This is a genomic window from Chitinophaga eiseniae (assembly GCF_900167135.1).
In the GTDB taxonomy this organism is placed as follows: domain Bacteria; phylum Bacteroidota; class Bacteroidia; order Chitinophagales; family Chitinophagaceae; genus Chitinophaga; species Chitinophaga eiseniae.
The window spans coordinates 26,216-46,103 of sequence record NZ_FUWZ01000002.1 but is presented as its reverse complement, the minus strand read 5'-3'; the positions used below and the strand labels follow the sequence as shown (position 1 = coordinate 46,103).

The window sequence follows — 19,888 nt, the reverse complement described above, 5'->3', positions numbered from 1 at the left end:
CTGGGGTGGAGTGTCTTTGCTGCTGGCTGTATCTTTAGGAAGGTGGTGTTAATTTGATCCAACAGCATTATCAGTTGATGCTGGTATTGCCGGACGTACCAGACAGCCTGATGTTGGTTATCAATACTATAAAAATGTTTTCTGAAAGAGCTCAATATCTCTCTCTTCTGTGAAATGACATCGTTCGTAATAAACGAAAAATAGTTTCTGTCGATCTGCGTTTGTTGCAGACTGAGTTCTTTGAGGTCTACACGTACGCGTTTTTCCAGTTGCGACAATTGGTAATGTTGTTGCATTAGATTGGGTTTGAAAAATTGAACATTAGAATGCCGGTTGGCATATTTAGGATCCTTTACTTCTATTGCAGCTACATAATCCCATATACATAAAAGAAGCTTGCAATGTAAAACATGAAGTTCGTTATTGACTACTTTGGGGGGATTACGTTTGTTAATCAGGCGTTAAGAAATGGAATATATCATTTGATAGAGATTTATTAACTGCTGTTGCTCAAAGGCGATAATGAGTGGGGTAAATACAACGGCTTTACCTGTCACCTGAAGATATTATGTATTATATTTTTTTATAATTTTAATTCTGTTGAAAAGAGAATGTTACGTAGGTCCGGAAGAAGCTTCGGATATCGGAAGGGGTAGGAGTGAGGCCGGCAATTACGTAGTAACAGGCGCCACCTGTTCCATTGAACGGTGGGGTCTGTTGCTACGTTATTGTTTGTGGTGTTTACCTGGAAGTGATTTTGCCGATGGCAATTTTTGATTTGCCCATCATCCGGTCTGTTTTCCCCACCATATACATATCGTTTCCGACAATGGCGCCCAGTCGGGGCATAGCGGTAGGAACCTCTGTGTTGGAGAAAAATACTTTCCGGGTGACTTTGCCGGAAGCTTCGTTGACGCTTACCAGGTAACAATTGGATTTGGCATAACGGCCGATGGCTTTTGCTTTCTGCCCGGCCTGGGTGACGTTGCTGTTTTTGGAATGGTCGTTCATCAGCAGTTGAATGGAGCCGCCGGCCTGCAGCGCGCCGAAGCCTGAATAAAAAGGCCTGTTGCCCTCGTTAAAATAGCTGTTGTGGTAATAAAGTCCGCTGGTAGGCGCTGTTGAACTGTTCATCATGATGATTTCCCGCTGATCTTTGGGTAAGATCTGCAGCCATCCGATGTTACCGGAAGCATCTATTTTACACATCATCAGGTCGCCGGACAGGTAGTGCGCATAGGTGCTTGACCTCCACTGGCTGGGCGATCCGTGGGAGCCCGGGGTATAACTTTGACTGGTAGTTACATAGTGGCGGTATTGTTCAGCCAGGATAACCAGTCCGTCATCTGCTGTATAAAATATCTTCCGGAACTGCATATGCCTGGAAAAACCTTCGCCTTCATCTTTCATTTTTCCCAGTTCAGCTCTCATTTTCCGTTCATCCCTGCTTTCGTCTTTATCGTCCGTATCGTCCGTATCGTCGTCATCTTCCTTATCCTGGTCTCCTGACAGCAGGGAATTGTTGATTTTCCTGTCACTGGTGGATATTACCTTTCCGTCTGCCACGTTGATACGCTGCACCAGCAGTCCATCGATGGTCCTGCCTTTTTTCTCATTGCTGTAGAATGCCGCCAGGACCAGGTCTTTATTCTTTTCCTGTACCAGTTTGGTACTGGAGAGCCATTTCCCGTTGATACCGGTATTGATCTCTGCTTCCTGCTTTCCTTTGTTGTTATAGATGCGGATATTATAGTTGGTGAAGTCCAGGAATTTCTCTTTTTTCTTTCTGCCTTCTTCATATTCAAACATACGGCCTACCAGTACTATTTTACGATCGTTTGTGTACAGCACATCTTCCAGCTGGTATTTTTTACGTTCAAACTCGTTCCGGAGAATAAGTGGCCTGGCAGTTGCTTTCAGATTTTTATCAAGCTCCTGTATTTTATATTCATTCTTCTCTGATCCTTCCACGCTGCTTACGATCAGCATGGTGGTGCTGTCAGCATTGTAGCCGATCCTGAAGTCAATGTCATCTCTTTTCTCACCTTTCTGGAAGGTGGCCACTTCTCTCCATTCTCCCGTCAGCTCTCCCGTCTTTTTGTTTACAGCAGAAGCATAGAGGGCCAGTGTTCTGTCGCGTTTACTGTAGTCGGAAGAGAACAGGAACAGCTTCTCCTGGCAGGCGAAGAACTGTACGAATTCTTTACCTCTCAGCTCCTTGTTAAAATCGTTGCGATAAACTTCGGTTAAGTTTTTATCCACTTTTACGAGAGATGCTGACTCCCTGAAGGAGGCGCCGACGACAAAGTAAGCTTTCATGGCTACGTGGCTTTCTTCAAGATAAGCGCCGTCGTCGTCTGCCGCGATGACTCTCAGGTCGGTACTGCCTCTGCGGAGTTTAAATTCTTCCCCCCATTTAATAACGGTTTTTTGGGCATGGGTTATTGTACTGAAAAGCATCAGGTACAGGAACGGGTAAACACGTTTCATTATCCGTTTTTTTGGTATAAGGATCTAAAATTTTTATAAATATATGTCTTTTATACGCTTTGCTTAAAAGTTTCATTAAAAACTGCGGATACGGGTTTCCGTAAGATCAGGCATTTTTCATCCTGTAGTTTTGACCTGGAATTATTAAAGATGTTTTATGAATGTAGATCTAACCAAATATAGTTTTATGAAAATAAACTATTACGTCTCTCTCGATCCGCAGGATAATGGAGATCATGAAGTGCATAGCCAGGCGTGCCGGGTGTTGCCCAAACCGGAAGAGCGGCTGTTTCTGGGAGAATTTTATACTTGTCAGGATGCCGTCAGGGCGGCCAGGAAAGTTTATTTAACATCAGATGGTTGTAAAATCTGTTCTCCGAGATGCCATTCGTGGTAGTGGTGGACAGATACCTATATACGTCGCCGTTTCCTTTCGCCATTATTTCACCATTGTTTCACCATATAGGTTTTGTTTTATCTGTTTCGTGGAACCGTTCCATCGTTTTCGCTAAAAAAAATTGTTGATTATGGGGTGGTCATTTCGTAAATCTGTTGGCTCCGGGTTATTCAAAGTAAATTTTTCCAAAAGTGGTGTTAGTTATTCGATGGGCGTGCGCGGTGCACGCATCAACCTGGGGTCCCGGGGAACATATGTTAACCTCAATGCCCATGGTATTAATTATCGGCAAAAAATAGCAGGACCTGTTTATCCCCCGCCTTATCCCGGACCGGCATCAGGGCCGGCCGAAGCGGATAATAATATCGCTTCGGCCGACGTGGATACGTTGACGGACACCGACTCCCAGGCATTTATAAATGAGCTGAACAGGAAGAGCGGGCAGGTTTCCTACCTAAAAGGGGCGATGTTGCCGATGTTGCTGGTGGTTGTTGCGTTCCTGGCTGTTTCCTTTGATAAGCGGGAGCGGACTGTACAACCTGCGTCAGAAGAGGAATGGTACCTGAAGAATGAATACCTGGGATGCGAGCTTGCTCTTTGTATGGTCTGTTTCATTCCATTGGTCCGTTGGTTGAAAAAGCTGGACAGAAAGCGGTTTACCATGGAGCTTCATTATGACATGGACGATAAGTACCTGCAGGTGTACGACCAGTTCAAAGTCCATTTTGGTACATTTTCCCGGTCTTCAAAAGTCTGGCAGTATCTGAATGCGCAGCGTACGACAGATTATAAACGCAATGCCGGAGCGGGTAAGATCATCAGAAGAACGGGTATACGGGGTTTGTCAGGGAACAGGATGCCGATGCCGTATTTTATTACAAATGTGGCCATACCATGTATTGCGTTACATAATATGGAACTGTATTTTTTACCGGAACGGTTGTTAATAAAGCGTGGAAGTACCTTTGCAGCGGTATTTTATAAGAATTTACGCCTGAAAGGCCAGCGTATTAATTTTATTGAATCGGAAGCATTGCCGGCAGACGCCCGGGTGGTCGATTATACCTGGCAGTATGTCAACAGATCGGGAGGACCGGACAGGCGTTTTAACAACAACCGGAAACTCCCGGTATGTGCTTATTCTGAATATACATTTACATCAGATACCGGAATTTTTGAAATCATCGCCACCTCGAAACAGTCGGCGATGGATGACTTTGCCGGTTTTATTATAAAGATAGGAGTGTTGCAGGAGAGGATAGGAGGGAGTTACAATAACGGTTAATATGTCCTGCGGAAAAATTCAGGAGAGATAGAACGCGGTATCCGCAGGGGGTTCGCGAGTGGAGAAGCCTTCAGGTCGTCTGGCCTGGAGGCTTTTTAATTATTGCTGGGGAGGGAGCTTCTTGTTAGTTTTTCGGCAGAATGCGTGTCTCGAGCATATAGGTTGTAAGTGGCCTCAGCTGGTAGCCAAACACTACCGGGTGCTCACCGGGCAACGTAAAGTATTCTATTTCCCCTTTAATCTTGGAGTACCAGACCTTTCCGAGGGCCTGATAGGTGATAGTGTCCGGCCTGGTAATCTTCCTGAAGTGTTTCAATCTTAAGGTATCCCGTGGTATGATGACCGCATTCGGTATTTTCTGGTTACAGGCCACGGGTTCGTAGTGATCCTCCTGCCAATACATGCATTCCCCGGACGCAGGGGGCTGCATCCACCACCACATGCCCCCTGTTCCCGCCACCAGCGATAACATGATTGCGGTGACCAGTGTTTTTGCGGATTTCCGCGGCGTTGCTCTGAAGGCGCTGATTTCTAGTGGTTTAGTGCCGGTGTTCCCCCTATCTTTTGCGTCTTCCACCTGGATGGCGTCTTCCAGCCGGACTGGAGTTGCCGGGCTTTCCGGATTTTCCGGAATTTCCGGAATAACCGGATCCTTCGCTGGTTGATCTTCAACGGAAATCACTTTCCCTATTTCCCAGGGCCTGCCGGGGAAGTCGATTAGCCAGGCCAGCAGTTCAATATTCTTCACTTCAGGATTTTCAGACTTTCCTTTCAGGTAGTTGACCAATGGCCTGAATTTATCTGTGCTGCATATTTCGAGGATACGCTTACAGGTTTTCGACTTATCCAGGTCCCCACAAAAATCCCTGATGGCCTTCTCATCCCGCTTGCTAATCCCCAGTGTACATTTTTTTATGCATTCCTCTTTAAGATTGGCGGGGGTGAGATGCATTAAGCCATGGGGAAGCGTATTGTCTTCCCTTTTTTGTTCATACGCCTGCATGATCAGCTGCTGGTAGTCGCCATAAAGTGTTGCCATAAATGAAAATTATAAACCTGAATAATCGGAATTAAACCCGCATTCCCGGAATTGCGGACGGAATACCGGGAATTAGCGGAATTATCGGAATTGTTTGTAAATCAACCATTTATCTCAAATTATCTTTGTTCTGCAATCGGGTAATACCTCCTTAGCTAAGAGGTTTTCTGTACAGGACCCCTGCACCCCTGGGCAAAGAAAGCGGAGGCCGGTTACCGGCTTGGGAAGCGATCATCAGCTTCCGTAATCCTCACCCACACTTCCCAAAAAGCAAGAAGCGCTTCTTCACGAATCTCAAACCCCGCTGCCGGTAGCCCCGGCAACCGGCAGCCTATTCTTCAACATTCAAAAAACAAAACCAATGCTCTACATTATATTAGGCTTCTTCCTGGCATGCCTGGGTCCCGGCCACACTAACAACGGTCATCATCATAATAATGAACAGGTCACAACTTTGGACGATACCGGTGGCGAAACCGGAACAATTCCTCCAAGGAAACCCAATCCGTAAGGGCGGCTGTGAGGCAAGATTCTTCTTGCCTCACTTTTTTTCCCGGTTAATAATTCATCAAAATGGAGAAATTCGATATTTTTAAGAAAAATAACCCTTCTTGCGTCCCTCAAACATTATCCTGCTTATACTTTTTGGCAGTCTTTGGGCCTGCACATCCTACCGGGAGCACCCGCAGCCAATGGCTGCACCCACGCTGGAGAAAGGAGAATCCTTTTTCAATAAGAATAACGACTCTGCTTTTTATTATTTTAATCTCGTTGCCACGACAGCTACAGACAGCCTGGAAGTTGCCATGGCCTATACTTATATGGGTATCATCCAGGCATATGAGGGAGATCATTACGGAGGGCAGGAGAGCCTGCTGAAGTCCCTTAACTATCTGGATGAACACAAAGAGAAGGACCAGGAGTGTCTGAGTTCCAACTATCATGGACTGGGCAATATCTGTCTTAATCTTAAAAACTATGAAGCAGCTATCGATTATTATCGTAAAGCCCTCACACTTCTAAAAGAGCCGGGAGACCAGGCCATCGCCCAGAACGGTATAGCTCTTACTTACCAGAAGAAAGGTGATTACGACCAGGCGATCGATATATACAAGTCCCTGCTGGCTAAAAGCGAGGGCGATAAAAAAGAATATGCCCGGGTACTTTCCAACTATGCCAGAGCTAAATGGCTGAAAGATTCCACTTATCCAGCCGGGCCTGAGCTGCAACAGGCATTGAAGATCCGTAGGGATTCAAACGATATCTGGGGGCTCAACGCCAGCTATGCGCATCTGTCTGACTACTATTCACAATCCCTGCCTGATTCTGCACTGTATTATGCCGGCAAAAGGTATGACAAAGCCAGGGAAATGAATAGTCCGGACGACGAAGTCGAAGCGCTTTCAAAACTTATTACACTCAGCCCTACCAATTTGTTGAAACCTTATTTTATCCGGTACCAATACCTGACGGACAGTATCCAAACCGCAAAGAACGCCGCCAAGAACCAATTTGCATTAATCCGGTATGAGGCGGCAAAGAATAAGGCCGACAATCTTCAGCTGCAAAAGGATAATGCACAAAGGAAAACCCAGCTGGTAATACAACGGTTCCTGCTGGCGATTACCGTACTGTTCTTCTTAATCGCCGGTATTGTTTTAATTCTCCGTTACCGCAGACGGCAGCAGCAGATTGAAATGGCATCCAGGCAGGCTATACAGGAGCATCAACTTAAAACCTCCCAGAAAGTGCATGATGTGGTAGCCAATGGCTTGTACCGCATTATGACCGACCTTGAGTATAAAGCCGCCATGGACAAGGAAGACCTACTGGATAAGATTGAGTTGTTGTATGAGCGGTCCCGTGATATCTCTTACGAAACCCCCACCCGCTCGAACGTTCCTTTTTATGTTAAAACGGATAATTTGCTGACATCCTTTGGTTCCGACGATGTTAAAGTGCTGATCGTCGGTAACGGTCCTGTGCTTTGGGACCAGGTCGATATGCAAACACAACATGAAGTGGAACATATTCTGCAGGAATTGATGGTTAATATGAAAAAACACAGCCGGGCTGATTCCGTGATGATAAAGTTCGAACGTCAGAACGGCCAGGTTCAAATTATCTATACCGATAATGGTGTTGGTATTCCTCCGCAAGTTAAATATGGGAATGGACTGCGGAATACGGAAAACCGTATCAGGAGCATTGGTGGGAGGTATATATTTGAGCATCCTGTTAAAGGAGCAAAAATTCATATTTCCTTTCCAATAGATCATTCGTCATGATTACAAAGGTCCTTATTGCTGAAGATCACGAAAGCGCTAATATCTCCGTGCAGAAAACACTGGAAGAACTGGACATCACGAATATAGCATATGCCTATTACTGCGATGATGCGCTGAACAAGATAACCCAGGCGGTTAAAACTGACAGCTCTTTTGATCTTCTTATCACAGATTTGTATTTCGAACCGGATGGTCATCATCAGCAGCTGCCCGGCGGCATGGATTTGATTGACGCTGCCAGGAAAGTTCAGCCCGACCTGAAGATCCTGGTCTTTTCGGCGGAAAACAGACCGGCTGCTATTGACCAGCTTTGCCATAATGATGGTATCGATGGTTTTGTGCGCAAAGCCCGGAACGATGCGCGGGAGCTGAAGGAAGCCATCCGTGAAATAGCCCGGCACCGGCGTTATTTTCCGCGCCATGTGAAGCAGTTGATGGAAAAAAAGAATACTTACTCATTTTCAGAGGTGGATATCACGATCATAACCCTGCTGGCGCAGGGGATGCTGCAGAAAGATATTCCAACTTATCTTCAGCGGAAGGGCATTACGCCATCGGGCTTAAGCAGCATAGAAAAAAAACTCAATCAGATGAAGTCCGTACTGGGCTTTAGCAAAAATGAACAGCTGGTGGCTTATTGCAAGGATATCGGTGTTATATAGGCGGTCCCGTAACATTACGGTTTCCCGTAAAAAAAGAAAGAGAAGGGGGTGTATTTTTGTTTCATGAAATGCTTATATGCCTGGCTGTTAATAAGCCAGCTTCACTGCAGCCAGCGAATGGTGTACGTCTGCGACAGTAGAAGCGCCGTCCGGTATCATTATAAGCCGAACTGCCGTGGACTAAGTAATTGCAGGCATCAGATCATCAGTATTCCCCTTGAAAAAGCGATGGAAAGCAGGACACTTTGCAAGTGGGAGCAATGACCGGCTGTAACCTCATCTGACAACATCTAACCTCAACTACCATGATAACTCCCAATGATCCGCCGCATCACTACCTGCGCTTTAAAAGCGACCAGTTGTATCGCAGGTATGTCCAGGAGAATGGCAGCACAAAACCTTCGTTGACGAAACCCCAGGAACAGTATTGGGTAAGCGACAAATCCCACGGCAGTTATGGCGCACTTCTATTTCACCCTGATTGGAAGGCCAAACGAAAGGAAATTCTCCAACGTGATCAGTATCGTTGTATACACTGCCGTAGCGATAAAGACTTGCAGGTGCATCACCGGCAATATCATTTTATAGCAGCAAAGCAACGGTTTCGCCTTCCCTGGGAGTATCCTGGTCATTTGCTTATCACGCTCTGCGAGTCCTGCCACAGCAAAGGACATCATAAATATAAAGTTCCAACAATCATCATCAAATAAAACAGGTATGAGTTTGTTCAATATCTTCAACAGGCAACGCCTGAATGGGCACCAGCATGCCATGGAAACAGGAAGTACCATACCGGATATTCCGGAAACTACGTTCATCGAAAAGGAGACTCCCGGGCAGGAGCAACCTGAGGAAAAGGTTGTTGCGCCACTCAACGGCGGCATACACCTTTTATACGATTTTCTTGACAAGAACTATGAATCAAAGGGTTATAATGATGCGCTGATAAACCCAGACGCCACTCACCTGGAGCAAAACGTGATTGCGCTGAAAAATGACCTGGAACGGTCCATACGAAAGGTGAAAACCTTTTACGAAGACTTTATCCGGCAAATTAATTTTCATATCTCCAGCAGAAGCAGAAGTGGGATGATAGATACCGTGGAAGAGCTTACCATCAAAAAAGAGATTGCCGAAAGCCATATTCTGCAGGTCAGGGAAATCGAAGAACAGGCGAGAGTCAACGAAGGCGTGGGACATGGTATTATCATCAGCTATAGCCGCGGATTCCGGAATGGTCTTGCTGCGATTTCCAGTCATATCATTCTGAATAAAAACTTTTAAAACCAGGCGTTATGAAACATTTATGGGTCCGTTTCGGCTGCTTCCTGACGGGGTACAACTACAATATCCTGCGAAACTGTAGTGAAGCGGCTTTTAAGTCCGTCAAGAAGTATACCGCTGCGATGCTGATCGTTTGCATCCTATGGTTTTTTATTGGTTTTACTTTTGCGCATCGTTACCTGGCATTGAGCCTGCCAGGTTGTATACTCGCGGGAGTGCTATCAACGGTCATTATTGTGCAGGTGGAGAAACAGATTGTGCTGTCTATCCATCCGGGCCGGCTGCTGTTGATCTTCAGAACGTGCCTGGCTTTTATGATGTCTATTCTGGGTGCTGTGATCATCGATCAGTTACTGTTCGAAAAAGATATTGAAATCGAAAAGATTTCCTACATATCAGCGAAAGTAGACAGGATACTACCCTCAAAAACGGAAGAACTAAGAAAACAGATTGCCGCGCTGGATACGACCATCAGTAAAAAAGAGGCGGAGAAAGAAAAGTATGTGGAGGATATCAGTAAACGAACCACCACCACGGCTACCACTACACAAACAGCCACCAAACGCGTGCCGGTACAAGCAGTCACCGCTACCGGCCGGGATTCAACTATCTGGAAAACAGTCACAGATGTCACGGTGGCGTCCACGCTGGTGCCCAACCCTAAAATAGCCCTGCTGCCATCCATGGATTCTGCCATTGGCGCTATGCGGCAACAGAAAGCCCAAAAGGAAGATGAACTGCTTCATATCAGACCCGCACTGGAAAAAGAGATGAAAGCGAGTACCGGATTTTTGGATGAGCTGAAGATTATGGTTCAACTGTTATCCGCATCATACGTCGCGTTATTTTTCTGGCTCCTGTGGATTTTCTTTTTCTTTTCTATAGAGATGCTGGTACTGGTTAGTAAAAGTGGCGACAGGTCTAATGATTATGAGAAAGTGGTGTTGCATCATATGAATTTGCAGATACGGCGGTTGGACGCGTTGGGGAAGGGGGTTGAGTGAAAAAATTCGATAGCCGTCACTAAAACTATTTTCCTGGTATCGGGGTGGCAGCGATTATTCCAATAATATCACTTTAAATTAACAATAAATGTTATTTATCTGAGTTTATTTGACTTATTTTTACTTCGAAACTATATTCTTATCCGTTTAACCTTTTAACCCTTTACTAGTGAAAATCTCGCTATTAGCTGGATTTACGTTCATTCTACTAGCACTTACAGCATGCACTAAATCCTATCGTGAAAGAATTAACGAGCAACTTCCTGCAAATCGGAAAGTAATGCGTGCAAACGAAACCTCTCCGCCTGTTTCCGTGACATATGAAAATAACCAACTTACCGTCATATGGGATGATGGCCATGTAGGACCGTACCGGGTTATTATAAGCGGTCCGGGGTTCTTCCAGGAGATAAACAACTACCCCACCACAATACTATTTGGATCGGAAATCAATCTTACCCATATTTTCCAGGCAGGAGATGTTATTTCCGTCCAGGTATACGACTATTATGAATACCTAATGACCGGCAGTACCACCGTAGGGTCCGGTAATACAAGTCCCCAGCCAGTCCCTACCATGACAATTTCAACCAGTTCGAACGATCTCGCTAACGTGCTAAACATCACATGGACTAATGACTCCAATTCGTCTTCTCCCTGGTGTACTGATTATATACGTTTTTTTGCGACTGTCAAGAACGGAAGTTTTTCGGGACATGCTACTGCCACCGCACGTTGCAGCGACAATCATGTTTCGCTTGAATTACCAAAAGGTTGGTATAACGATACCGTCAGGGTATATATAGGTAAAACAGGCGGATATCCTATTTGCGATGAAAATGGGATCGACTACTATTTCATTGTTCCCGGTATATTTTATAGTAACCAGATAGCACTTACCTCACCTTATTGCAACCGGTATGATATCTGGTAAATCCATTCATCTTCCTAAAGTTATATCTATGTCAATTCATTTATTCCTACGACCATTGGTCGTTTTCTCCGTTTTACTGGCGCTGCCTTTCCTATCCTGTAAAAAGCAGAACAGCACTTTAAGTACAGAACAGCCGGACAAACTAATAAGCCGTGTAACCGCCGGCTCGCTCCCGGTGTCGGTCCATTCAATAGATGGCTTTATTGACATCACATGGTTTGGAGGAGAGCCTCCTTTCAAGGTGAAGGTGGTAACGCCCTTAGGGACGGATATTTTCGAGACATTTGATAACGCCTATTCGACGATGAAACCGCTCAAACAGGGAGACGCAGTATCTGTCAAGGTTACTGATTTCCAAAACGTCAGCGGCAGCGCCAGCACTACTAATTTCGTTGGTTCTTCAGGCAACGAGCCAATTCCCGGCATGAATATCCATACTATATCGAACGACCAAAATACCACCGTGCAAATCACATGGGTAAACGACCCGAATTCGAGCGGTCCCTTCTGCAGTGGCAACCTCGTTTTCAACGGGTCCGTAAAAAATGGGGCAGGATATGCGGCTGTCGAGGAAACGGCGAGCTGTTCTGCGCAGTCTCAAACGCTTGTATTGCCTAAAATCTGGAACAACGATACTATTTATGTGAGCGTGAACACGAGATCATTTCCCGGCGGCTGCGATGACAAGGGCATTGGGTATTATTTCATTATTCCTGGAACATTTTACGATGCTCAGGTCTATTTGCAGGCGCCCTATTGTAACTACCGTCAAATTTACCCGTGACCGTTTAATTTTTGATTTCGTAAGCCCCTCTGATCCATTGTTTGGTTGTTGCCTCTATCAGTATCAACTAACCAAAACGGATAAATGAAATGAATAAAGGTGACCTGGAGCAACAGGGCATTCTTCCCAAAACGCAAAAGGGACAAACCATCTTCTGATGATTTGTCCCTTTTTGCGGACTGGACGGGACTCGAACCCGCGACCTCCGCCGTGACAGGGCGGCATTCTAACCGACTGAACTACCAATCCTCGCTACTGTTGGGCTTTTACGCCAAACTGTTGGCCCCGTTTGGGGTTGCAAATATAGAAATATTTATCTGAATCAACCAAATAATTATACGAATTATTTTAAATAAATCTTTAAAGTCTTACTGGTGGCTCGTTTGACCCTGCTTTGTAGTCCAGCAATACCAGCCGCGCATAGTGATCGGCCAGCCGCGTGGTCTCCGGAAGGCGGTATTGGGTGGCCATCTTCAGGACAATGTCTGTGGCGGTAGGCAGACTGATTTTGTGACCTACGGAGACAAACACCGGGTTAATACCATCGCGGGTACGCAGGGCGTTGCCGATAACGGCCTGGTCCTCTTCGGCTATCAGCGGAGCTGCGCTGCCCCGGCTTTCCCCCAGGTTTTGGAATTGGCCACAGAGCCGGGTTTTACCGCAACCGATCACGGGTATGTCCAGCGTTACGCCGAGGTGGCATGCCAGCCCGAAACGACGCTGGTGGGCTTGACCCTGCCCGTCGCAGATGATAAGATCGGGTATGATCTTCAGCTGACGGTAGGCCTCCAGCAGGGGTGGCATCTCCCGGAAAGAAAAAAGTCCGGGGATATAAGGGAAGGTCACCTCCATGCAATGAGAGGCAACGGCCAATACAGACAGGGTATTATAATCCAGTACTACTACACTGCCAGCGATGAGGTTGGAGGATTTATCGTACTCTACGTCAGTGCCGGCAATGGTACGTATAGGATAAGGAAGTACATCGGTGGTGATGACCTGCGTCCTCAGTTGCTCCTGCAGGGTGATGGCCTCGGTGGGTGTGATCATGGATCAGTTGCTTTTCGCTGCAATATTAACTATTTGTATATTTAATAACCATATCGTGTCACCAGGGCTATTTTCTATCAGCATAAATCATTGCATCATGACCCTCTGTTCTCATCTGAAAGCCATCACTGAAATCAAAACAGCGAAAGACCACGTTTGTGAGGAATGCGTTAAACAGCACGGTACCTGGGTACACCTGCGTACCTGTCAAACCTGCGGCGCTACCCTCTGCTGCGACGATTCCCCCGCCAGGCATATGACACAGCATTACCACCAGACAAGCCATCCGGCCATCTCTTCGGCTGAACCGGGAGAGCAATGGCTCTGGTGTTATGAAGACCGCGTTTTTGCAGAATACTGAAAACACGCTCAGACATATTGGAACGGGATAATTGGTCATAGCGCTAATACGCAATACTTATCTGTTGCGTACGAAATGATGCGTATTTCTGATGCGCCTGCTGAATATGTTGCAACCTATTCATGCTTTCTGAAAATAAACGTGTTATAAGCTCTTTGTCTTCATTGTGCGCCGGGGTGATGTCTGAATAGCCGAAGTTTTTTTGTATTGAGACAAATGGATAAAGAAGCATTTTTTGACTGGTAATGGAAGACAGCAAAAGATCCGAAATTGTACTTTCGTCGTATGGTTCATTTAGTATTTTCGTGAAAAATTTTTTGTACAGAATAATGAACTGTGTGGAGAGACAGTGACTTACCCAATAGCGATTGCTCGTGATCGGAACTACGCAATCAAATCGTCCGGTACCTCCTGATAAATAGTCTATTCCGTCGTGATGCGCTTCTAATATGTTTTGTAAAAGATACTCTTTAGAATAGGAATTGGTAAATTGATGATCATCTTCACAGATGAGAATTACATCATCGTTATTCTCCATAGCGATGCCGACTATTTTCCTGATGCTAAGCCAAAGACCAAAGGCGCCTATGTGATGTTTGCAGGCCTCAATAACTGTCACATTGAACTCTTTTCGTCCTTCAAACTCACTTTTAATATGCATCAGACGGTCTGTTCTCTCTGGCAGATTAATAACATAGGTGGGAATACATAAACTATCATATTCAAGGTTGGTGTATGAAGGAGGGCGAGTGGAAATTGCGTGTTGATATATTTTACTGAGTCTTTCTAATTTGTGAACCCGTTCTTCCACTAAGTTAAACAATTGTTCTACACGTCCGGGCTCATTGTTTAACGACGTAACATCGGAATATCCAAACTCGCGCTGAGTGGCGATGAAAGGATACATGAACAGAACATCATTAGAAAGGGAGGCTATTTTGTAGTCAGCTACCTCCGGATCATGCAGTGAGGTATTTAATATTACATTGAAAAACTTTCGGAAAATAACCGTAAAATGTAGTCCTGTAAATTGTTCTGCCCAATATAAGTTTGAGGTAACGCTGATATGCCCATTATACCAACTCACCCCTCCCAGGAGCAAATCAGCTCCTTTAGCTTTAGCTTCCTGAATGCAATGGTGGAGGTATTTCGGGGTATAATGGGTTGAAAATTGTATATCATCTTCGCAAATAATTATATATTCATCGTCTTTTTTTGCATAATGACTTATTATATGCTGAATTGTTTTCCAAAGCCCCTTAGTTCCTTGTTTATGCTCAAATGCGGTAACAATACTTAAAGAGAACTCATTCTTGCCATGAAATTCTTTGAGTATGTTATCTTTTCGATCTGTTCTTTTTTCAAGATTGATCACGTAGACCGGTATTGGGGAGAGCGTCATAACAAATATTTAATGATGATGGAAATAATCACCTGACTATGCTGCAGGGCCCTTTAAGCATAACCAGGTGACTTTAAATTACTGGCAGGCTGTTTGTAAACATGAGCCTCCTGCATCGGAGGCAAGCCTGTCACATTCCTGTTTCATCTCCTTATGGCAGGCATCCATGTCAGGGGAGCTACAGGCGTTGGTAACCTGCAGTGTGGTATTTCCGGAGCCACTATAGGTGCCGGTGCACCATATAGTATGACCACTTCCGTCGCTGCCATCGAGGCCGCCGAAGATCTTTTTTAATTCTTCTCTTGACAATAGGTCTTCATTGCTGAAATGAAGGTTTTCCAGTTTGAGTTTTTTCATGATCTGAAATTTGAGGGGAGAAAATAAAACACTTGTAGCTGGAAGGCAGGTCAGTAGGAACAGGATACAGATTCGCATTTACCGCCATAAAATGCAGCAGAACTCTCACAACGCTCGATGGCTTCAGTATTGCAGGAATCCATTTCCCTGTTGCAACCAAAATCGTATCGGTAAAGCGAGCCGACTGGCGGCCAGGATCCGCTAAAAGTAACGGTGCATAAGATAATGGCACTTCCAATGGGACTGCCGCTAAGACCCCCAAATATTTTTTTCAGGTCGTCTCTTGACAATAAATCCTCGTGTTCCAGATGGAAATCCTCTAGCTTGATTTTTTTCATGTTGGCTAAGTTTTAAGATGAGAAAACGGGGTACTAATGTATGATAGGTTAACGGTCAGATACGGGGATTTTTTTTGACTTGGTTTGGGATAATTTTTCAAACAATTTATACGCACAATTTAGATGAAAAAAATAATTGAACAAATTAATTTTTGAAAAAAAATACTCGTTTAGTTAACACGAATGCTTCAGTTTTTTTATCTTTAAGTGATATTGTTAACCACTTTTAGTAAAGAAGAAATCATTATCCCCATATTTCCGTAGTAGACTTTTTTTGAGAAATAAACCTTTGGAATACTTATCAAGCCATTTTGTATGATAGACTTTTTATTTAAGCTCCCGCAGGAGAATTGCATAGCTGTTACGCATGCTCTACTGAGTAATATGAACGTTCCAGTTACCCTTACATCTTTAAAGAAATCGTTGAAAGATCACCTTTATTATCCCAGCATGCTGGCAGTTAGTGATGTGTTGTCTGTATACGATGTTGAAAACGTAGCAGTCAAAGTAGGAACTGACAGATTGAATGAGCTGCCCTTGCCATTTGTAACACAAATAAAAGATAGAAAGGGGAAGCATGATTTTTTTACGGTGGTAACAAGTCGTGTCGGAGATAAATTGGAATTCTTTTGCCCGGAGGAAAATAAAATGATTAGAGTTGATACATCGTTGTTTGTTGGAAGGTGGTTGTCAGGATACGTATTGCTGGTTGGTGCCAATAATCCGGAAGGTGAAGAAAACTATCATGAAAATAGAAGCAATGAAAAAAGAGAAAGTATTATTCGTGTTTCTGCTTTGTGTATGTTGCCGTTGGTAGTGGCGGCAGCCGCGTTTCAAGGAATTTTTTCTTTTGGAATTGTCGCTTTACCTGCCGTTTTTTTCATGTTGGCTGCTGTTTTAGGAATGTTGATAACAGGAATGTTGGTTTGGTATGATATGGACCATCAGCATTCGTTGCTTAAGAGCATTTGTGAAAGTGGTGGAGCGGGAAGTTGTTCGAAAGTGCTCAAGAGCAGCGCGTCAACCATTGGTGGTGTAAAGTGGAGCCAGTTGGGAATGGCTTATTTTTCCGCAGAGTTACTTCTGTTGCTGTTCAATGGAGTTAATCATGCTCCGACGTTATCCTGTTTGGCATGGATGAGTATTTGCGTAATACCCTATGTTTTCTATTCAGCATACTATCAAGGAAGGATAGTAAAAAAATGGTGCGTGTTATGTCTCTCTGTGCTGATTGTATTGCTGTTGCAAGGTACAATCGCTTTTCAGCAGGATTGGCTGTCAATGCCTGTCCTACTGAACTTCCTGGAGAGCGGAAAATGGATGTCACTTGTATGGGCGCTATTGTCGATGCCGCTGTTGCTTTATTTCTTGCTGCCGGTATTGAAGCAAGCTGAGGCTGGGGAACGTTACAAACGGGAGTTGCGGCGGATAAAGCTGCGTCCTGAAGTGTTTAATGCGATATTATTTAAGCAGAAGAAAATAAATGTATCTCTCGATGGAATTGGTATCTCACTAGGGAACCCCGCAGCACGCCATAAGATAATCAAAGTGTGTAATCCTTATTGCAAGCCCTGTATGTTAGCCCATAAACACCTCGCTGAACTATTTAAATTAAAGTTGGATGTACACCTACAGATTATATTCCTAACACCGGGACTCAATCACAGGAGCGGATTGGTTGCTGCTCACCTGCTGGCTTTAGCTGCGTCTTGTACGGATCCTGTCAGCCTGGAACAGATACTGGACGACTGGTATCTCATGCAGGATAAAGACTACGCTGCATATGCCATTAGCCATCCGGTTGCGTACGAATTAAATAATCAGGGAGAACAACTGGTTGACATGCGGAAATGGTGTGAGAAAATGGGAGTTGCTTTTACACCAACCATTTTTGTAAACGGATATCAAATACCGGATAACTATCATGTTGCTGAACTCCGCTATCTTCTTTCATAATATGTTCAGGTGAAGGGACGTTTTGTTTATGCTAACATCCGTCCCTTTTTATCTACCTTAATAGCATAACTTAGTGGTTTGAACAGGTACTGTTCCAGCCGGTGACATAAAGGATACACCTTTATAAGGTTACGCCAGTCTTTGAACAATAAGTCCAACACAGTGTGGGAATCGTTCGGTAACCATAGCTGACTTCCCTCAAATTGAATTTCCTGCAATGGAAAATAACGTGGCTTGTCAAAGGGGGGAAGCTCCTTATAAGTGATATGATCAATATCCTCCCGATAAATCCACAAATCCAAGAATGGGAAAGTATATGGACGACCGGGGATGACATCTCCGTCTTTCATCCAGATTTTATAGTAAATCGAAGGGTTTCCGTTGAAATTGGCCCTCCAGGAGGTATATTGAATATTTTTTTCTTCGGAAAGCGCTGTTAGCAGCACTTGTATGTTCCCGTCCGAAATGCCAAAATCAAGATCATCATCCCAAGGCATAATACCTCCATGACGTATAGCGCCCAAGAGTGTCCCTCCATGCAGTACGAGTGGGATGTGATGGTTTTTTGCATGACTGTTTACTATATGAATAAGATGCCTGACTTTTTGTCTGCTGCGTTCATCCCATGCTGAATGATTAAATATAGCCTGTCGTATCTGATTTCTCCTGGAGATATAAGAGGGAGCAACAGTATCATCGTATTCGAAGAAATTATCTTCGTTTGAATAGTAAACCTCAATAAGGTTGTTGAATGAAAGTTGAAGTAATTCGTCATCAATTGCTTGTTTTAATGACGTTATAGGCAGCATCCGCCTTGCTCCGGATGCTTGCAGGAGATAGATGTGAGCCCCCCAGTAGTACCCTAATACCGACGGAGTTAATAACATTTTTTGATTTTGCCAGGTTTTGTCAAATGGGAAATATAAGTCGCAGGAAGGAGGTATGCGGTTTGTGAACTGTTTTATCCTCTCCTGTGACCATACTAATTCCACGCCGGATTCTTTTATCAAGCACCAATCATTATCCTTGGAGGAAGTTGCAAAATGATGCCATATAAATCGATGCGCCAGAAAATAATTAATATCAAAGCTACTGAGTGGAACCCCCCATTTCCCCCATTGATATTCTCTGTCTATAGTGACATCATGTGAAAAGTCACTCCAGGGTAAAGAATAACTATTGTTGTCAGTTGAAATATTAATACAAATGGATTGGTCACTGTTGACAGTCAAAGTATAGATTCTCATTTTTGCGGGGTTGTGTTATTAGGAGGGGATATAAGTTATCCAATGAGCGTCTTGCTAAGAGGAGCCTACTTCAGGCGGTTCTCAATTGATGCAAGGATTTGGCTGGAGGATATGTGATAGGTGTAATTGATAAACTGAAATATGCCCCGGCTAATTGCCGGCTGGAAATACTTTTCGGCTGTCTGGGGGCTGAAATCATTCCCGTGCAATACCAGGCCAATTTGATAAGCCTCTAATAATTGTGTGCTTAAAAGGCCAACGCCTTCAATAACTTCAGATACGTACCGGCATGATTTTACGACAGCATATCTGCTTTTTTCAGGGACTGCTGGACGGCGTTTGTATTGAGTTGCAAATTGATCGTCATGTATGCCTACAATCAGCCTGCCATAGGATGATGCTTCCCGGAGAAAATTAACGTGGCCCTCATGGAACAGGTCAAATACGCCACTGACGTATACATTAGTCATAAATAGGGATTTTAAATTTAAAGGTTACAAACTGAGCTGAAAATTTTAAATGGCACCGGTTTAGATTCTGAGACGGGTGTCAAACAATTAGTTTCAAGATACAAAAAAGTAACTTACCTTTTTCTGTTTAAATTGAATTTCGGAGAAAATTAAAGTAATATTATCATGATATTATACAGTGGCACTGAAACGAACGTATACGCCTGCGGAGTAAGCCGGACCATTTTGGAATGGATAGATGCGCTGAAGTGCTGCGTATCATAATATAGGTTTCCTGATTGTATCGTCGCCGGGACTCAATTCCGTACACCACCCGATACCCTGGTGCGCCGCTGTATTTGTCCTCATCTATCACAGGCATGGGAATACGAATGCATATGCAAAAATCCCTAACTTAGGAAATAATCACTACCCCTGGCTATGAAATATATCCTCTGCCCGCTATTGTTATGTATGCTGTTTGCCTACCATACAGCCACCGCCCTTGATTGGAAGCCGATCGACTATTGCCATTTACTCTGAAAGCGCCACCGGAATGGA

Annotated in this window: 18 protein-coding genes and 1 tRNA gene; 10 read left to right on the top strand and 9 right to left on the bottom strand. The window is 44.4% G+C overall.

Annotated features, from left to right (window positions below):
• Positions 1 to 741 precede the first annotated feature (741 nt).
• Positions 742 to 2,490 (bottom strand): hypothetical protein, encoded by a 1,749-nt coding sequence (locus B5D63_RS09785; protein ID WP_078668643.1) that lies wholly within the window; start codon positions 2,488 to 2,490, stop codon positions 742 to 744.
• Between the two features lie 527 nt (positions 2,491 to 3,017).
• Between B5D63_RS09785 and B5D63_RS09775 the strand changes: the two genes are divergently transcribed.
• The gene (locus B5D63_RS09775) at positions 3,018 to 4,172 is read left to right on the top strand and encodes a DUF4236 domain-containing protein (protein WP_078668642.1); all 1,155 of its coding nucleotides are present in this window, start codon (positions 3,018 to 3,020) and stop codon (positions 4,170 to 4,172) included.
• 124 nt (positions 4,173 to 4,296) lie between these two features.
• Here the strand turns inward: B5D63_RS09775 and B5D63_RS09770 are convergent, their stop codons facing one another.
• Positions 4,297 to 5,211: a hypothetical protein gene (locus tag B5D63_RS09770; protein ID WP_078668641.1), complete on the bottom strand. Its 915-nt coding sequence runs from the start codon at positions 5,209 to 5,211 to the stop codon at positions 4,297 to 4,299.
• Positions 5,212 to 5,822: 611 nt separating this feature from the next.
• On the opposite strand from B5D63_RS09770, the gene B5D63_RS09765 reads away from it, so the two are divergent.
• The 7 genes from B5D63_RS09765 (at position 5,823) to B5D63_RS09730 (ending at position 12,167) form a co-directional block, all read left to right on the top strand.
• Positions 5,823 to 7,499 carry a tetratricopeptide repeat-containing sensor histidine kinase gene (locus B5D63_RS09765; RefSeq protein WP_143312861.1) on the top strand — a complete coding sequence of 559 codons (1,677 nt, stop codon included), beginning with the start codon at positions 5,823 to 5,825 and terminating at the stop codon, positions 7,497 to 7,499.
• Positions 7,496 to 8,161 carry a response regulator gene (locus tag B5D63_RS09760; RefSeq protein WP_078668639.1) on the top strand — a complete coding sequence of 222 codons (666 nt, stop codon included), beginning with the start codon at positions 7,496 to 7,498 and terminating at the stop codon, positions 8,159 to 8,161. Before B5D63_RS09765 ends, B5D63_RS09760 begins: the two co-directional genes overlap by 4 nt.
• A gap of 305 nt (positions 8,162 to 8,466) precedes the next feature.
• Entirely contained in the window at positions 8,467 to 8,871 is a 405-nt protein-coding gene (locus B5D63_RS09750; RefSeq protein ID WP_078668637.1) for an HNH endonuclease, read from the top strand.
• Positions 8,872 to 8,878: 7 nt separating this feature from the next.
• On the top strand, positions 8,879 to 9,445 hold the full coding sequence (locus B5D63_RS09745; protein ID WP_078668636.1) for a hypothetical protein: 567 nt from the start codon (positions 8,879 to 8,881) through the stop codon (positions 9,443 to 9,445).
• 11 nt (positions 9,446 to 9,456) lie between these two features.
• Positions 9,457 to 10,449 (top strand): DUF4407 domain-containing protein, encoded by a 993-nt coding sequence (locus tag B5D63_RS09740; protein ID WP_078668635.1) that lies wholly within the window; start codon positions 9,457 to 9,459, stop codon positions 10,447 to 10,449.
• A 280-nt stretch (positions 10,450 to 10,729) separates the two neighbouring features.
• Complete coding sequence (locus B5D63_RS09735) at positions 10,730 to 11,383, top strand: DUF6266 family protein (RefSeq protein WP_078668634.1); 654 nt, start codon at positions 10,730 to 10,732, stop codon at positions 11,381 to 11,383.
• Between the two features lie 28 nt (positions 11,384 to 11,411).
• Positions 11,412 to 12,167 carry a hypothetical protein gene (locus B5D63_RS09730; protein ID WP_078668633.1) on the top strand — a complete coding sequence of 252 codons (756 nt, stop codon included), beginning with the start codon at positions 11,412 to 11,414 and terminating at the stop codon, positions 12,165 to 12,167.
• 175 nt (positions 12,168 to 12,342) lie between these two features.
• Here the strand turns inward: B5D63_RS09730 and B5D63_RS09725 are convergent.
• Positions 12,343 to 12,416 (bottom strand) — tRNA-Asp (locus B5D63_RS09725).
• A 111-nt stretch (positions 12,417 to 12,527) separates the two neighbouring features.
• Positions 12,528 to 13,217, bottom strand: coding sequence for a deoxyribonuclease V (nfi, locus tag B5D63_RS09720; RefSeq protein ID WP_078668632.1), 690 nt, complete (start codon positions 13,215 to 13,217; stop codon positions 12,528 to 12,530).
• Between the two features lie 97 nt (positions 13,218 to 13,314).
• On the opposite strand from nfi, the gene B5D63_RS09715 reads away from it, so the two are divergent.
• Positions 13,315 to 13,578 (top strand): UBP-type zinc finger domain-containing protein, encoded by a 264-nt coding sequence (locus B5D63_RS09715; RefSeq protein WP_078668631.1) that lies wholly within the window; start codon positions 13,315 to 13,317, stop codon positions 13,576 to 13,578.
• Between the two features lie 43 nt (positions 13,579 to 13,621).
• Here B5D63_RS09715 and B5D63_RS09710 read toward each other — a convergent pair whose 3' ends face one another.
• From B5D63_RS09710 to B5D63_RS09700, 3 genes are all read right to left on the bottom strand, one after another.
• The gene (locus tag B5D63_RS09710) at positions 13,622 to 14,980 is read right to left on the bottom strand and encodes a glycosyltransferase family 25 protein (RefSeq protein ID WP_078668630.1); all 1,359 of its coding nucleotides are present in this window, start codon (positions 14,978 to 14,980) and stop codon (positions 13,622 to 13,624) included.
• Between the two features lie 78 nt (positions 14,981 to 15,058).
• Positions 15,059 to 15,337: a hypothetical protein gene (locus B5D63_RS09705; protein ID WP_078668629.1), complete on the bottom strand. Its 279-nt coding sequence runs from the start codon at positions 15,335 to 15,337 to the stop codon at positions 15,059 to 15,061.
• A 50-nt stretch (positions 15,338 to 15,387) separates the two neighbouring features.
• Positions 15,388 to 15,675 (bottom strand): hypothetical protein, encoded by a 288-nt coding sequence (locus tag B5D63_RS09700; protein ID WP_078668628.1) that lies wholly within the window; start codon positions 15,673 to 15,675, stop codon positions 15,388 to 15,390.
• A gap of 315 nt (positions 15,676 to 15,990) precedes the next feature.
• Between B5D63_RS09700 and B5D63_RS09695 the strand changes: the two genes are divergently transcribed.
• Complete coding sequence (locus tag B5D63_RS09695) at positions 15,991 to 17,631, top strand: vitamin K epoxide reductase family protein (protein WP_078668627.1); 1,641 nt, start codon at positions 15,991 to 15,993, stop codon at positions 17,629 to 17,631.
• A gap of 26 nt (positions 17,632 to 17,657) precedes the next feature.
• Here B5D63_RS09695 and B5D63_RS09690 read toward each other — a convergent pair whose 3' ends face one another.
• Together B5D63_RS09690 and B5D63_RS09685 are read right to left on the bottom strand one after the other, a co-directional pair.
• Positions 17,658 to 18,878 carry a LicD family protein gene (locus B5D63_RS09690; RefSeq protein ID WP_078668626.1) on the bottom strand — a complete coding sequence of 407 codons (1,221 nt, stop codon included), beginning with the start codon at positions 18,876 to 18,878 and terminating at the stop codon, positions 17,658 to 17,660.
• A gap of 65 nt (positions 18,879 to 18,943) precedes the next feature.
• The gene (locus tag B5D63_RS09685; protein WP_078668625.1) at positions 18,944 to 19,348 is read right to left on the bottom strand and encodes an FAD synthase family protein; all 405 of its coding nucleotides are present in this window, start codon (positions 19,346 to 19,348) and stop codon (positions 18,944 to 18,946) included.
• Positions 19,349 to 19,888: the final 540 nt, after the last annotated feature.